Raw genomic sequence first — 16,108 nt, forward strand, 5'->3', positions numbered from 1 at the left:
GATGAAGAAAATACACGTGCTAGCACTTATTCCAGTTCTTTGTTTAGTAGTTGGACCAGTATTTGCAAATTCAGTAACTCCTTACGTATTGGGGATGCCATTTCTATTATTTTGGATACTATTATCAGTGCTCATTACGTCTCTTTGTATGGGGCTTGTGTACGTATTCGACCCTGCTAATAAGGGGGATGTGAAATGATAGCATTACTTATTATTATTTTATTCTTATTTTCAGCACTATTTTTAGGGATTCGAGCACAACGTGGAAAAGATATGAATTTAGAGCAATGGTCAGTTGGAGGAAGAGGGTTTGGAACTATTTTCGTTTTTCTCCTTATGGCAGGCGAAATTTATACGACATTCACATTTTTAGGAGGAAGTGGCTGGGCGTATAGTAAAGGAGCCCCTACTTTTTATATTTTAGGATATGGTGCATTAGCCTATATTTTATCGTATTTCTTATTGCCTCCAATTTGGAAATATGCAAAAGAGCATAACCTCGTTTCGCAGTCCGATTTTTTTGCGAAAAAATATAGTAGTAAGACGCTTGGGATAATTGTTTCAATTATTGGTGTAATTTCTATCATCCCATATCTCGTTTTGCAGCTAAAGGGATTAGGGATCATCGTTTCGGAAGCATCTTATGGAAGAGTATCGCCAGTTATTGCGGTATGGATTGGTGCTATTGTTATAACTATATATGTAATGGTTTCAGGTATACATGGATCGGCTTGGACAGCTGCTTTGAAGGATATTATGATACTATTTATCGTTATGTTTTTAGGTATATATTTACCGTACCATTATTACGGGGGATTGCAGCCGATGTTCGAAGCTGTAGAAGCAGCGAAACCAGGTTTTTTATCTTTATCTGAAGAAGGAATGAGTATTTCTTGGTTTGTTTCTACTATTATATTAACGGCTCTTGGTTTCTATATGTGGCCCCATACATTCGCCTCGGCCTTCTCTGCAAAAAATGAAAAAGTATTTAGGAAAAACGCGGCGATTATGCCTCTTTATTCTTTAGTGTTGCTTTTCGTATTCTTTGCAGGGTTTGCTGCTATCTTGCAAGTTCCAGGGTTAAAGGGAGCGGATGTAGATCTTTCATTATTCCGTCTGGCTCTTCAAACGTTTGATCCATGGTTTATTGGTATTATTGGTAGTGCAGGAGTGTTAACGGCATTAGTTCCAGGTTCCATGCTTGTTATGGCGGCATCTACGTTGTTAGCAAAAAATATTTACCGAACAATGGTGCCATCTGCTTCAGATAGACAAGTTGCAAAAGTAGCTAAGTTATTTGTACCTGTTGTAACGCTTGTTGCAGTATTGTTTACATTTAAAGGGGGAGAAACGATAGGGGCTCTTCTTTTAATGGGATACAGTATAGTTACGCAACTTTTCCCTGCGCTTGTATGTAGTTTGTTTCCTCGTCAAATTATTACGAAACAAGGTGCGATCGCGGGGATGGGGATTGGGTTGTTAATTGTCGCATATATCACCTTATCTGGTTCTACTATAGCTACGATGTTCCCGGGTGTCCCGCAGTATATGAAAGATTTGAATGTAGGTATAGTCGCGTTGTTAGTTAACATTATTGTGATGTTTGTAGTTAGTGGATTCACAAGAAATGTATCTGTAAAGACCGACAATATAATAGTAGAAAAGTAATTCGTGTGTTAGAGCTATCTTCGAAAAGAGATAGCTCTTTTTTGTATATATTTTCTTCTATTAGCGGAATCTAACTAAAAACTTGTTGAAAAGGAAGTTAGGTGGGGAAATTGTTAGAGCTAAAAGGTAACTTGTTTGAAGTTATGAAGGAAATTAGAGATGAGTTAGGTTCACCTAATGATTTAACAATTAGAGAAGTTGCTCTTGCTGGTAGTTTTACACGCTGCGCTGTCATTTTTTTATGTGGGTTAACAGATAAGGATAATGTTTATAAATATGTAGTTCGTACGCTTCAATATGAAGAAATAGAAAAAGAAGCGGCTGTTGTTCAAACGTTATTGGATCGTTTTATTTCTATCGCAGAAGTCGGCATGAAGACAACGTTTCCGGATATTATAAATGCGATTCTAGCGGGAGACACAGTTATATTAATTGATAATATTCAAACGGCTATTGTTGTTAACAGTAGGGCTTGGGAGAAAAGAAGTCTAGAACCGCCAGTGACAGAAGATTTAATTCGTGGACCGAGGGTTGGATTAAATGAAGATGTTAATGTGAATAAAATGTTAATTCGCCGTGGTTTACGTGATCCGAAGTTACGGTTTCAATCTTATATTATGGGGAAGCGATCGCAGAAAGAAGTAACCCTAGTATATATAGAGGATATTATTAACCCTTACATCGTAAAAGAGCTAGATCGGCGTCTTCAATCAATAGTGACAGATGTCATTTTTGAGACAGGAACGATTGAGCAATTAATTCAAGATAATAATTTGTCGCCGTTTCCACAGTTTTTAAATACAGAAAGACCAGATAATATAGTGGCTGCATTGGCGAAAGGGAAAGCGGCCATTTTAGTAGATGGGTCACCATTTGCTCTTATAGCTCCACTAGTGTTTGTTGATATTTTTCAATCTGTAGAAGACCATTATGAGCGTTGGGTAATTGGAACGTTATTAAGAATTTTACGTATGGGATCAGGTATCGCTGCTGTTTTATTACCTGCCATGTACGTAGCGCTTGTATCGTATCATCAAGGGCTTATTCCATCTAAACTAGCTTATTCCATTGCGGGAGCGAGAGAAGGGGTGCCGTTTCCTGCTTATATAGAAACGTTAATGATGGCATTAACGATGGAATTAATACGAGAAGCCGGGATTAGGCTTCCGAAACCGATGGGACAAACAATTGGCATCGTAGGTGGTCTTGTAATTGGAGAAGCGGCAGTAAATGCGGGGATTGTAAATCCGTTTTTAGTAATTATTATTGCGGTTACTGCAATTGCTACATTTTCACTGCCTGTGTATAGTATTACGATTACGTTTAGAATTTTACTTTTCGTTTTTGTATTAGCCGCGACTGCTTTTGGATTGTACGGGATTATTTTAGCTCTTATTGCACTTGCGGTCCATATTACAAATTTAAAGAGTGTTGGGGTACCGTATACAACACCTATTGCTCCTGCTTTTTATAAAGATTGGGAAGAAGAATTGGTTCGCCTACCAAAATCAATGTTAAAAGATAGACCAGAATATTTACAAACGAAAGACTCTACACTACGTCCAAAGGAGCGAGAGTAATTGAAGCCATTTGAATATGGGGATGAAGAAATTGGATCTCGGGAACTTGGTTTTGCGGTATCGTCAACAATTATCGGTATAGGTGCATTATCTATGCCTCGAGATATTGCTATGCAAACTTTATTTTCAGACGGTTGGATTATTTTGCTTTTGGGTGGAGTGATATGTGCGGTTTTAGGTTGGTTTGTAACGAGGGTAGCTATTTTATTCCCAAAACAAAACTTTGTTCAATATACAAGTGCGCATTTGACGAAGCCTGTTGCATACACAATTAGTAGCATTTTAGTATTAACGTTTGCAGCTTTGACAGCATATGAATCGCGAATGATTTCGGTTATTTCACAAACATATTTATTTAGTGATACACCAATACAGCTATTGTCTTTCTTCTTCTTATTAGTTGTTATTTATGGTGTAGCAGGATCGAGAGCGGCTTTATTAAGGTTAAGTGTTCTATTCTTACCAATTGTTTTAATTGCGATAGTGCTTCTTTCTTTATTGAATGTGAACTTAATGGAAATAAACAATTTACTACCGGCTTTTCAAACGAACGTAAGTCAATATGCTGTAGGAGTTAAAAATTCTATTTTCACATTTATCGGATTTGAGGTAGCTCTGTTTTATGCTGTGTTGTTGAACGATAAGACAGCGAAAAAAGCGCCAATGGCAGTTGCAAAAGCAGTGATGGTAAATGTGCTGTCATACATTTTAATTTATGTAACTTGTATTAGCGTTTTTACGTATATGACAACCCGTGGATTGACATATCCTACAATTGAATTGGGTAAAGAAATAGAAATTGGTGGAGGTTTTTTAGAAAGATTTGATGCCATTTTTTTTACTACTTGGATTATTACTATTTATAACACTACAGCAATGTATTATGACGTCGCATCTTTATTATTTTGCGCTATGTTTCCGAAAGTGAAGAAACATATTTTCATTTTTGTAAGTGCCCCGATTATTTTTATGTTGAATATGATCCCTAGTAATTTGAATACTTTGTCAAGTTATGGGACTTATTTAGCTTGGATAGATATGGGGTTTGTCGTGCTAGCGCCTTTGTTAGTTTTTATTGTATACAAAATAAAAAGAAGGAATGGTAGAAATGAAACACCTTCTTAATATTATTATGGTTATGGTTTTAGTTGGATCTATAAGTGGGTGCTCTGAGCTAGAAGAAATAGAAGAAAGAGGATTTGTAGTAGGCGCAGCTTACGATATTGTGAAGGCAAAGAAATCAAATCCAATTATGAAAGGGACGTATCAGATGGTACTTCCTAGTAAGTTAGCGCAACAAGGTGGCCAAGGCGGTGGAGATAGTGAAAATTATATTAATGTTAGTGCGAAAGCAGATAGTGTTTTTGAGCAAATACGAATTATTGCTAAAAAAGTTAGTCGCTCATTATTCTTTCCACATATACAAGTGATAATTTTTTCTAAAGATTTACTAGCGAATCCATATGTTTTACAAAATACGTTAGATGTATATATTCGTGATCACGAGATGAGAAGAAATATTCGTTTGTTCGTTTCTAAGAAAAATGCAGAAGCTATTTTAAAGCAGAGTGCCAAGCCTGAAAATTTACCGGCGCAGTATATTGATATGTTAGCTGAACATCCTCCGAAAAATGCTCAAATGATTGAAGCAGCAAGAATTGGTGAAGTACAGGAAAAGATGATTTCTAACCAAAGTTTCGTATTACCTATTCTCGAACTAACAAAACAAGGGGTACAAATGAACGGGGCAGCGTTGTTTCGCGGGAAGGATAATAAGTGTGTAGGTATTTTGAGTGGGGAAGAAACATTAGGAATGAATTATATAATAGGTAAAAAAATTGGAGGTTTTTTTACTATACGTAAAAAGAGTCAGCTTATTACATATGAAATTCATAAGATGCACCGAAAGATTAAAGTAGCTACGAAAAATGCTACAAAACCGAAGTTTGATATTCATTTATATTTGGATGGGACTTTAGCTGAGTTGCATTTTAGTGATCATAAACAAATTATGAACGAAAATCAATTAAAGAAAAACATCGCGGAGGAAATGGAGAAGCGTATCCAAAAATCGATTAAACTTGTTCAAAAAAAATATAAGGTAGATGTATTGGAGTTAGGGGAAGTATATAAGCGGCATAATTATAAAGAATGGAAGAAGATAGATAAGAATTGGGATCAAGGTGAAAATTACTTTAGTAATGCGGAGGTTACTGTTCATGTTCATCCGACAATTGAGCATTCAGGTTCAGCTTTACCGAAGAGAGTGAAATAAGGTGATGAAAGTTGTTTACTGGATTAGGAATTAGTTGCACGATATTAATGGCGGTTCTTCCGGGAGCCATATACTTTATTCATAAAAAACTCACAACGTATGGAGCTCAGCCGTGGAAAGAAAAAAAGAAACCTGAATAATTTCAGGTTTCTTTCGCGCAAAGCATATGTGAAGGAGGATACCTTCTATGTATGCTTTGTTTTTATCCCGCGTTAACGGGCAGTAAGACTCCTACCTAAAAAATTCGGTGGAAACAAGGTAGTTAGATAGGAAGTTAACTGCCCGCCCGTACACGCCCGATTGGTGAGGGCTAATACTCAGTAGGAAAGAGCCCCCTACTGAGTAAATTTTCACTTTATATAAGCCCTAACCAATGTACCAATTGTGTAGAGAGGAATGTAACAACAATGGCGATAACGGTAGGGATTGCAAACGATAAGAATGTCCATTTTGCACTTTTGGTTTCTTTATATATGTTAACTAGTGTTGTACCGCACGGGAAATGAAGAAGTGAGAACAACATTGTATTTAACGCAGTTAACCAAGTCCAACCGTGTTCTAAGAATAGATTTTTAATTTGATTAAAATCATCTATTTCAGTTAAAGCACCAGTTGATAAGTAAGACATTAATAAAATAGGTATAACAATTTCATTAGCTGGTAGTCCAAGAATGAATGCAGCTAGAATAAAGCCGTCAAGCCCTAACATTTTAGCGAATGGATCTAGGAAGTTTACAAAATACATAAGTAAGCTTGTGTCACCGATGAAAATGTTAGCAAGTAACCAAGTTAATGCAGCCGCAGGGGCAGCTACAACGACAGCTCGTTTTAAAACATAAATAGATTTATCGAGTGTTGCACGTACAATTGTATTCCAAACTTTTGGCTTACGGTACGGTGGTAACTCAAGGGTGTAGTGAGTTGGCACACCTTTTAAAGCTGTTTTTGATAGTACCCAAGAAACAGTTAATGTCATAATAACACCAATTACAACCATCCCAACTACAACGCCAGCAGTAACTAATGTTTGCATACTACCTGTATAACCAGCAGCCATAAATAATGAAGCCATTAAAATTAACATAGGCCAACGACCATTACAAGGAACGAAGTTGTTTGTTAAGATTGCAAGCATACGTTCACGTGGTGATTCAATAATACGTGTTGACATAATAGCGGCTGCATTACAACCAAAGCCCATTGCCATTGTTAAAGATTGTTTGCCATGTGCACCGGAGCGTTTGAATAAGCGGTCCATATTAAATGCAACACGTGGTAAGTATCCGTAGTTTTCTAATAGTGCGAACATAGGGAAGAAGATTGCCATAGGTGGTAACATAACGCTAATAACAGCACCGATACCACGGAATAAACCAAGTATTAAAATGCCATGTAACCATTCAGGTGCATGCGCTGCTTGGAACCAAGATGTTAAATATCCTTCGGTCCATCCGAAGAATTCAGCAATCATATCAGACGGTACGTTAGCGCCTGCAATTGTAAGATAAAAAATGATAGATAAAATACCGAGCATAATTGGGAATCCCCAGATGGGAGATGTGAAAATTTTATCTAGCTTTTCGGAACGATACAATTTGTCTGTATTTGTATATTGAACGGATTCTTTACATATGCTTGCAGATGTTCGATAAATATCTCCGACAATATCATCTCGTATATCTTCTTTTGAGAGTGTTTGTGCATGTTGAATAATATAGTCTAATGGAAGAGCTTTACTGGCTGAGTGAGATTCCATTAATTACGACCTCCCTTACAAGTGGTTCATTATGGTGTTTTTGAAGTGTAGTTAAGAAATTTTTATCTCCATCTAATATACGTAACGCAATCCAACGTGCTGGATACGTATCACCGAACACTTTATAAATTTGTGGTTCTAATTCCTGAATCATACTTTCAATTTTTTCGCTGTAAGTAATTTTAATTGGTGTTGGAATGAGTTTTTTAGTTGCTACTTTAGCAATGACGCTTAGTAAATGTCCGATACCAACTCGGTTTCGGGCTGAAATTTTAACTACCGGTACACCAAGTGATTTTGCTAATTTCTTTTCGTCGATAACAATGCCTTTTTTCTCCGCTTCATCAATTAAGTTAATACAAATGACTACATCATTTGTCATTTCCATTACTTGGAGTGCTAAATTTAAATTTCTTTCCATGGCAGTTGCGTCTATAACAACTACAGTTACTTCGGGCTTTTCAAATATAATATAATCTCTTGCTACTTCCTCATCCGCAGAATTTGAATACAGTGAGTAGGTTCCAGGTAAATCTATTAATGTATATTTACTTCCGTTATGTTCATATTCCCCTTCAGCTTTTAAAACAGTTTTTCCCGTCCAGTTTCCAGTATGTTGTTTTAAGCCAGTTAAAGTATTAAATAATGTACTTTTCCCGGTATTCGGGTTGCCAGCTAAAGCAATGCGATGTTTGCTCATCTGAAATCATCTCCTATTAATACCCCGAAAATAAGGGAACTTTCTTCCTTACGTAGTGCAATAGTTGTGTTGCTTACTTGATAAGCGACCGGATCTCCAAGTGGACTGCGTTGTAATACTTTAATCGTTGCCCCAGGGATAAATCCTAAGTCTAATAAACGTCGTTTCATAGTTCCTTCTAATTGTATCTTCTCAATTTGTACAAACTCTCCTGTTTTAAATTCAGAAAGTGGTTTTGTATTAGCCGATACCATAAAAGTTACCTCATCTCTATATTGTTAGTTTAAGTTTAAAAAGTTTCCTAAGGTAAACTTTTTGTTAGTAATATAGTAGACCACATTGGATGATGCTGTCAATTAGTACTTTAAAAATATTCAATTATTTTTAGAATTGTTCCAATTTATTTAGTTGTACTAAAAAATATTACTAAAATTCTTTTTAATGTAAATAAAGTAAGAGCGTAAAAGTTAAAAAAGATAGTGGAATTGTAAATGTAGTTTTAAGCTAAAGGGCAAAACGTAGAAATTTATTTACATTGGATTTACATTATTAAGATTAAATTTACAATACTTCGTGTTTAATGTGGAGTTTGTTGGCTTTTTTAACTATAAATGTTGGAATGTCTAGCTTTTACGGGATGTTATCTCTATTTACTTAAACTTAAAAATTGCTTAACACTCACATAATATTGTTGTCCTACAATGAATTTGTGTTCGAAAGAAAATGAATTCGAAAAGCGATAATCCAAATGGGGGTACAAGACATGGTTATGAAAAAGGGTATTAAATTTTCTTTAGCAGCTTTAGTTATGGCAGGTGCATTAGTTGGATGTGGAAAAGCAGAAAGTACGGATAAAGAGGCTGCTAAAGGAAGCGATAATGCAAAACAAGAATTATCAGGTACGATTGCAGCGGCTGGTTCGACAGCTCTTCTACCTCTTGCGGAGGAAGCTGGAAAGAAATTCATGGAGAAAAACTCGAAAGTTTCTATTCAAGTTCAAGGTGGCGGTAGTGGAACTGGGATTAACCAAGTAGCATCGGGTGCAGTACAAATTGGTAATTCAGATGTTCCGTCTGGAGATAAAATAAAAGATGCTGAAAAGGCGAAAGAATTAGTAGATAACAAGGTAGCGGGTATTGCATTCGCACTTGTCGTAAATAAAGATGTAAAAGTTGATAACCTAACAGTAAAACAAGTACAAGATATCTTCACTGGAAAAGTAACGAACTGGAAAGAGGTAGGCGGGAAAGATGAAAAAATCAACGTAATTAACCGTCCAGCTTCATCTGGTACACGTGCTACATTTGAAAAAACAGTTATGAAAGACGCAAAAATTAATGATGGAACTGGTACAACACAAGATTCTAACGGTGCAGTAGAGCAAGCGATTAATTCTACGCCAGGCTCAGTGAGTTATTTAGCAATGTCTTACATGGTTGGTGATAAAAAAGGTGCGCTACAAACAGTAAAAATTGATGGCGCTGAACCGAAAGTTGAAAATATTTCGTCTGGTAAATATCCATTCTGGTCTTACGAATACATGGTAACGAAAGGTGAAGCGAAAGAAGCAACAAAAGCTTACATTGATTATGTAAAAGGTAAAGACTTTGAAAAACAAGTAGAAGATATGGGTTACATTCCAATGTCTAAATTAAATAAGTAATCAAATTTATGGGGCTGGCTGCAAGGCCAGTCCTGTTCATTTCAATCTGTGAAGTGGGGTCTGTCCTGTGATGAAGGGGAAAAAACAAATAAATTACGTAAAGAGTGAATATATAGGAAGATCACTTGTTACGTTTTGTGGTATTTTAATTGTTTTAATTACATTAGCTATTATTGCGTTTATTTGCGGTAAAGGAATTCAATCTTTTACGCAAAGTGGTATCTCATTTACTGAGATGTTAACATCGACAAAATGGAATCCAAATGCTGACGAAGGAAGCTTCGGGGCTTTGATTTTTATTGTAGGTTCAACAGTGGTTTCGTTGGGTGCGGTTATTATTAGTGCGCCGATTGCTATAGCTCTTGCTATATTCATGAATTTAATTTCGCCGAAGTTTGGAAATAGAGTATTGAAGCCTGTATTAGAATTATTAGTTGGTATTCCTTCAGTTGTATACGGATTATTAGGGGTTACAATTTTAGTTCCGTTATTACGTGATTCGTTTGGGGGAGTAGGTTTTAGTTTAATTGCAGGTATTGTTGTACTAAGTATTATGATTTTACCTACTATTGCTAGTATCGCTTCTGATGCAATACGTTCTGTTCCGTTTGATTATTTAGAAGCTTCTTATGGACTAGGATCAACGAAATGGCAAGCGGTTAGCCGCGTAATTGTTCCTGCTGCTAAAAAAGGGATTTTAACAGGCATTGTTTTAGGTTTAGCGCGTGCTTTTGGTGAAGCGTTAGCGGTTCAAATGGTAATCGGAAATACGATTAAATTACCAGAAGGAATATATAGTCCGACAGCAACGTTAACAGGTATTTTGACAATGGATATGACAAATACATTGAACGGAACTGCTTGGAACAATGCGCTATGGACTTTAGCGATGATTTTACTTGTTATTTCATTCCTGTTTATTTTAGTAATTCGAGCGATTGGACAAAGAGGTGAGCGATAATAATGAATGCAAGAACGGTAAATAAAATTTGGACGGGTATCTTTTATGCAGTTGCGGCTTTAGTTGTAGCGCTGCTAGTGTTCTTAGTGTTTGAAATTTTACAAAAGGGATGGGGATTTTGGGATCCTAATTTCTTGTTTGGAGAACCAAGCAATACAAGAGCTGGTGGTGGAATTGGTCCGCAGTTATTCAATTCCTTCTACATGCTTGTTATAACGCTTGTTATATCTATTCCTCTTGGATTAGGTGCTGGAATATATTTAGCTGAGTATGCAAAACAAGGGCGTTTTTTAAGTTTTGTACGTTTATGCATTGAGACAATGGCATCCTTACCTTCTATTGTTGTTGGGTTATTCGGTTTGTTAGTGTTCGTTACAATGACAGGTTGGGGATACACAGTAATGGGTGGTGCTCTTGCTTTAACTATTTTAAACTTACCAGGTTTAACACGTGTTTGTGAAAATGCGATTTCAGAAGTTCCTCCTAATGTAAAAGAGGCAAGCCTTGGATTAGGTGCAACGAAGTGGCAAACGATCGCTCGTATTATTATTCCTTCATCCTTACCACAAATTATTACAGGGATTATTTTAGCGGCGGGTCGTATATTCGGGGAAGCGGCAGCGTTAATTTACACAGCGGGTTTAACATCTCCAATTTTAAATTCAGCAGTGGAATTATCCAGTCCTTCGCACCCTTTAAATCCATTTAGACCAGCTGAAACGTTGGCGGTTCACATTTGGAAGTTAAATTCTGAAGGGGTTATCCCAGATGCAAAGTTAATTGCGACAAAATCAGCAGCTGTATTAATTATTATGGTACTACTATTCAATGTTATTTCACGCTTTATAGCATCTGTATTACACAAGCGTTTTACAGGAACGAAAAGAAAAAGTAAAACGACGAAGAAGGTAAAAGCGGCATAAGTTGAAGATGAAAACTCTCTGTTTATAAAACAGGGAGTTTTTTTACGGTCATTTTGTTGTTGGTAGGAAAAGAAGAAGGGTGGCTGAATAGGTAACTTGATATATGGAAATCCGGATAGAAATAGGGAGGGGATTTGAAAGTGTTTTTTTTGCAAATGTAGGGATTTCCTGTATCTGGGAAATAGACATTTTCTAAGTATATCGCTAAATTAACAGGTGCTGTTATTGTAGATCATGACGTTGCGAAATCAGCTTTATTAAAATCATTAAAGGAAAAAGGTGTTGAATCAACAGTGGTTGGGGGAATCTCCTATGATATTGAGTGGGAACTGATTGTTTTTTTGTTGGAGTAAAAGCACAGTGTGATATTAGATAGTCCATGTCTCTACGAAGGGATGATTAAAAAAGGAATAGATTTATGTCAGAAAAATGGTGCTACATTTAAATATATTGAATGTTATCTTAATAATATAGAAGAAATTAATCGTAGGTTACAAACGCGCGAACGTAAGGTAAATCAAATTACAAAAGTAGAATCAGAAGTAGCATTTAAAAAATGTCTGTCTGGCAGTAAAAGGCCTTTACATGGTGAATATCTTATTGTGGATTTTGGAGAACCACTAGAGAAGTATGGTAAAAAAGTGCTGGACTATATTTATCCCGCTATTTGTGGGTGGTAAAACTCCTACCTCAAAATTCAGCTGGAGCAAAGAAGTTAGACGGGAGCTAAACTGGCAGTAAACGCCCGATTGGTGCGGGCTAATAATCAGTGGGGGGGTGGACAAAACCCTGCTGATTAAAGTTTCACTTTATGGATAGGTAGAGGAATACAAAAGGCGTTATCTTCAATTATGAAGATAACGCCTTTGGGTTTAAATATCAGGTGTTTCTGTTGAAGTACTTATTTTTCTGCGGGAGCGTCTTTTTCTCCCGATTTTATCTAATAGTTCATACATAACAGGAACAACTACTAATGTAAGAATGGTTGAAACGGCTAAGCCGCCAATTACAACGACAGCTAGACTTTTTGATACCATGCTGCCCGCTTGAGATTGGCCGAATAGAAGTGGTAGCATAGCGACGATTGTTGTTATGGCTGTCATAATAATTGGGCGTAATCGAGTGGAGCCGGCTTCTAATAGTGCTTCTCTGGTTTCCATACCGTTTTCTCGATTTTGTTGGACTCTTTCTATTAATACAATAGCATTTGTAACGACAATTCCGATTAACATTAATGCGCCAATCAAGGAATTTACATCAACTGGTGTTCTGGAAATGATTAATCCTAAAATGCCTCCGACAGCAGCTAATGGCAAAGAGAATAAAATTGCAAAAGGAGCGCGCGCCTGCCCGAATGTGATAACCATAATTAAATATACAATCCCGATTGCAATCCCCATAATTTTAAATAAATCAGTGAAGTTCTCTTGCATAGATTCAGTAGCACCTGCGATATTTACTTTTGCCCCGTTAGGTAAATTTAAGTCAGCTATTGCTTTGTTTACTTCTGCGCTTACTTTACTTAAATCTTCACTGGAAGCTTCTGCAGTAATTTGAATCGTTTCTTTCCCATCTTTATGGAAGATTTCCGTTTGAAGTTGTTTTTCTGAAATAGTTGCAATGTCTTTTAAAGGAATTGGTCCGTTAATAGGTGATAGTATGTTTGTGTTTAAAATATCTTCTTGTTTGTTAATGGATGCCTTTTTGTGTTCTATCATAATAGTTGTTTTTTCATTATTGATGGAGATTTCCCCAATAGGAGATTTCTTCATAAGGAATGATACTTGTTGTGCTGCTAATTCTGGTGTTAAACCTAGTTGCTCAGCCTTTGTTTGATCGATATGAATTTGCCATTCTTTTTTAGATTCTTCTATATTTGTTTTTACTTTGGAAAGAGAATCCATGCTTTTTAGTTTTGTTTCGACGATGTTAGCGGCCTTTTGTAAATTTGTTTCGTTAGTAGCTGTTACATTAAATTGTAAGTTGTTTCCGCCGCCGGAGTCAGAGTAACTCGTTTTTATATAATCAAGTTCAGCTGGTTCGAAAGCTGTATGTTCCTTTTTTAATTCTTTAATATATTGGTCGATGTCAGATCCTTTTTTAAAGACTACAAATATAGTTGCAAGGTTGTTTTGAGTTGTCTGTCCCCATTGTGCATCTTCTGCGCTAGATCCCATTCGCAAAATAACATCTGTTACATCAGAATTAGAGAGGAGTTTCTTTTCGAAATCAAAGGCTTTTTGTTTTTTAGCTTCAGAATCATAATCAGCTGGAAATGTCATGTTAACGGAAAGCATTGTATCGTCCTCAGACTTTATGTTCGCTTTCGGAAGTAGTATGTAGGCTGCAATTGATCCTGCAAATAATAAAAAAGAAGTGAGTAGAATGATAAACTTATGAGAAAGAGCCCACTTTAATGTGGCGACATATCGCGGTGAAGAATGTGAATTGCGACGTTTTGTTTTTTTGAGCAGTAAAAAAGCCATAAGTGGAACGACTGTTAATGCCACAATTAAGGAAGAAAGTATAGAATACACAACTGCTAACACCATAGGTAACATTAGTTTTCCGATTACTCCCGATACGAGACCGATAGGTAAAAAAACGGCGACTGTTGTTAAAGTAGAAGAGGTAATTGCGACGGCGACCTCTTTTGTTGCATCGAGAATAATATCTTTAGAGAAAGATTCTTTTTGTAAACGACGGAAAATATTCTCGATGACAACGATACTATCATCGACGAGACGTCCAACTGCAACGGCTAAGCCACCTAGAGTTAAAATGTTAAGTGTGATGTTAGATTGGTGGAGTAAAAATAGTGTTAATAGGATAGATAATGGGATACTGACGACAGCGATGAGTGTTGTTCGAAAGCTACGTAAAAAGATTAAGATAATGAGAGTTGCGGCAATGGCCCCAAGGATTACTTCTTTTCCCATACTAGTAACAGCATTTTCAACTTGCTCATGAGTTGAAGCTAAAAGTTTAATAGAATATTGATCTTTATATTCCTTACTTATATCTTTAATCTTTTTATCAATCTCTTTTCCAATTGCAACCGCGTTTTTACTCGGCTCTTTCATGATGACTAATCCTGTTCCTTCTTCTCCGTTTATGTGTGAGATTGTATCGTAATGTTGTTTTAGTTCAATTTGAGCGACATCTTGTAATTTTACTTGAGGTGTAACGGTGATGTTTTTTATGTCATTTACATTTTTTATATCTCCGATGACACGAAGAGTGTATTCTTCCTTATTAACGGTAACTGCTCCGGCTGGAGTGGAGGTTTCTTTTCCTTGTAAAACTGTTAATACTTGCTGTGATGTTACGTTTTTATCTTTTAGTTGGTTAGGATCAAGTACGATTGATAATTCGGAAGTTGATTTTCCGAAAAACATAACATTGGCAACACCATCAATGCTTTCGAGTTGTGGTACGATTTCTTTCTCGATTTGTTTTTCGTCAGCTTTTGAAAATCCGTTTTGCTTCTGGATGGTGATTTGAGCGAGTGGAATCATAGAAGTATTTAATTGACTAACTACAGGCTTAGTTACATCTTTAGGTAATTTAATTGTATTAATTGCTTTCTCGACTTCGCGTGCCGCGTCTTTCATATTTGCCTTGGATGTATATGCGATGTCGATGCGTGATAACCCTTCATGTGTAGAAGAAGTAATGCCATCGATATGTTCTAAATTACGAAATTGTTTTTCGAGAGGATCAGTCACGTCTTTGGTCATCGTTTCAGCATCGAGCCCTTGAGACAATGTCGTAACAGTTATTGCGGGGTTATCGATGCTTGGTAAAAACTCCATAGGTAATTTAGATCCGGAATAAACGCCGAGTATGGAAATGAGAAAAACCATGATGATAATAGCGGCTCGGTTTTTTAATGAAAACTTTGTTAACCTATCCATAAGATAATTCCTCCATTAGTTTATTTATAGTTGTGTGGGCACTTTCTTACTATATAACAAAAAATGGATAATTTTCATTAATTAAATGTAAAAAAATTCTAACAATAATCTTAAGTTAATATTTTGAAGGGAAGTTCGTAATTTCTGCAAGTGAAATTCCTGATTGTTGAAGAGAAGCATTAATTAAAGTTTTGCTCTAGTATAGTGGACTCATTTTTTGTTACTCTACATTTAAATGAGGATTTGTCCTTCTTGAGTAGAGTTATGGTTATTGTAAAATTTAAAAGGAAGAGGGCTAAGGATTAGGGATTCATGTGGGATACTGTCTGGTTGATGATAGTGTATAGTAAGTTGTCTGCAAGCAAAATGAATGTTTTCAGTAGAAAGGATAATGGTTCTTTCTATAGAAGAAAGTAGGCTAGATAATTTTTTGTGTTTTTTTATAAAAAATACTTGTTATTTAAAAACCATGATGGTATATTAATAAACGTCGCTGATGCGGAAACGCAGAAAACGACAAAAAGAAATTAAAAAACATAGTTGACATCGAAAAATGAAGATGTTAATATGATGAAGTCGCTTCTGAAGCGGCGGACAAGTTCTTTGAAAACTGAACGAAACAAACAACGTGAACGTCAATTTTTATTTTTAGATGCTAGACAAAC

13 protein-coding genes and 1 pseudogene are annotated in these 16,108 nt (G+C 36.2%); 10 read left to right on the top strand and 4 right to left on the bottom strand.

From position 1 onward, the window contains the following. The first annotated feature begins 1 nt into the window (after nucleotide 1). From BAU27_RS24370 to BAU27_RS33265, 6 genes are all read left to right on the top strand, one after another. The gene (locus BAU27_RS24370) at nucleotides 2–199 is read left to right on the top strand and encodes a DUF3311 domain-containing protein (protein WP_002116275.1); all 198 of its coding nucleotides are present in this window, start codon (nucleotides 2–4) and stop codon (nucleotides 197–199) included. Further along, entirely contained in the window at nucleotides 196–1,668 is a 1,473-nt protein-coding gene (locus tag BAU27_RS24375) for a sodium:solute symporter family protein (RefSeq protein ID WP_071772231.1), read from the top strand. The genes BAU27_RS24370 and BAU27_RS24375 overlap by 4 nt, the downstream gene beginning before the upstream one ends. A gap of 101 nt (nucleotides 1,669–1,769) precedes the next feature. Then, nucleotides 1,770–3,248, top strand: coding sequence for a spore germination protein GerLA (gerLA, locus tag BAU27_RS24380; protein WP_139254684.1), 1,479 nt, complete (start codon nucleotides 1,770–1,772; stop codon nucleotides 3,246–3,248). After that, nucleotides 3,249–4,373, top strand: a complete 1,125-nt coding sequence (gene gerLB / locus BAU27_RS24385; protein WP_071772233.1) for a spore germination protein GerLB — start codon at nucleotides 3,249–3,251, stop codon at nucleotides 4,371–4,373. It abuts the gene before it with no gap. Then, complete coding sequence (locus BAU27_RS24390) at nucleotides 4,357–5,523, top strand: Ger(x)C family spore germination protein (protein ID WP_071772234.1); 1,167 nt, start codon at nucleotides 4,357–4,359, stop codon at nucleotides 5,521–5,523. Before gerLB ends, BAU27_RS24390 begins: the two co-directional genes overlap by 17 nt. Nucleotides 5,524–5,534: 11 nt before the next feature. After that, nucleotides 5,535–5,663, top strand: coding sequence for a hypothetical protein (locus BAU27_RS33265; protein WP_000493988.1), 129 nt, complete (start codon nucleotides 5,535–5,537; stop codon nucleotides 5,661–5,663). 215 nt (nucleotides 5,664–5,878) lie between these two features. On the opposite strand, the gene BAU27_RS24395 is transcribed toward BAU27_RS33265, so the two are convergent. From BAU27_RS24395 to BAU27_RS24405, 3 genes are read right to left on the bottom strand one after another with little or no spacing between them, the layout of a single operon-like run. Then, nucleotides 5,879–7,279 (bottom strand): nucleoside recognition domain-containing protein, encoded by a 1,401-nt coding sequence (locus tag BAU27_RS24395; protein WP_071772235.1) that lies wholly within the window; start codon nucleotides 7,277–7,279, stop codon nucleotides 5,879–5,881. Continuing rightward, entirely contained in the window at nucleotides 7,257–7,979 is a 723-nt protein-coding gene (locus BAU27_RS24400) for a FeoB small GTPase domain-containing protein (protein ID WP_071772236.1), read from the bottom strand. The genes BAU27_RS24395 and BAU27_RS24400 overlap by 23 nt, the downstream gene beginning before the upstream one ends. After that, a complete protein-coding gene (locus BAU27_RS24405) occupies nucleotides 7,976–8,233 on the bottom strand; it encodes a FeoA family protein (RefSeq protein WP_000252989.1) in 258 nt (85 codons plus the stop codon). Before BAU27_RS24405 ends, BAU27_RS24400 begins: the two co-directional genes overlap by 4 nt. A gap of 509 nt (nucleotides 8,234–8,742) precedes the next feature. On the opposite strand from BAU27_RS24405, the gene BAU27_RS24410 reads away from it, so the two are divergent. The 4 genes and pseudogenes from BAU27_RS24410 (at nucleotide 8,743) to BAU27_RS24425 (ending at nucleotide 12,206) form a co-directional block, all read left to right on the top strand. After that, the gene (locus BAU27_RS24410) at nucleotides 8,743–9,642 is read left to right on the top strand and encodes a phosphate ABC transporter substrate-binding protein PstS family protein (RefSeq protein ID WP_071743711.1); all 900 of its coding nucleotides are present in this window, start codon (nucleotides 8,743–8,745) and stop codon (nucleotides 9,640–9,642) included. 70 nt (nucleotides 9,643–9,712) lie between these two features. Continuing rightward, a complete protein-coding gene (pstC, locus tag BAU27_RS24415; protein ID WP_071743861.1) occupies nucleotides 9,713–10,603 on the top strand; it encodes a phosphate ABC transporter permease subunit PstC in 891 nt (296 codons plus the stop codon). Between the two features lie 2 nt (nucleotides 10,604–10,605). Then, nucleotides 10,606–11,526 carry a phosphate ABC transporter permease PstA gene (pstA, locus tag BAU27_RS24420; RefSeq protein ID WP_071743710.1) on the top strand — a complete coding sequence of 307 codons (921 nt, stop codon included), beginning with the start codon at nucleotides 10,606–10,608 and terminating at the stop codon, nucleotides 11,524–11,526. 200 nt (nucleotides 11,527–11,726) lie between these two features. Further along, nucleotides 11,727–12,206 (top strand): annotated as a pseudogene (locus BAU27_RS24425) (P-loop nucleotide/nucleoside kinase family protein). 192 nt (nucleotides 12,207–12,398) lie between these two features. Here the strand turns inward: BAU27_RS24425 and BAU27_RS24430 are convergent. Continuing rightward, nucleotides 12,399–15,443: an efflux RND transporter permease subunit gene (locus tag BAU27_RS24430; RefSeq protein WP_071772238.1), complete on the bottom strand. Its 3,045-nt coding sequence runs from the start codon at nucleotides 15,441–15,443 to the stop codon at nucleotides 12,399–12,401. Between the last annotated feature and the right edge of the window lie 665 nt (nucleotides 15,444–16,108).

This window comes from Bacillus sp. NH11B, from assembly GCF_001884205.1.
Classification (GTDB): domain Bacteria; phylum Bacillota; class Bacilli; order Bacillales; family Bacillaceae_G; genus Bacillus_A; species Bacillus_A proteolyticus.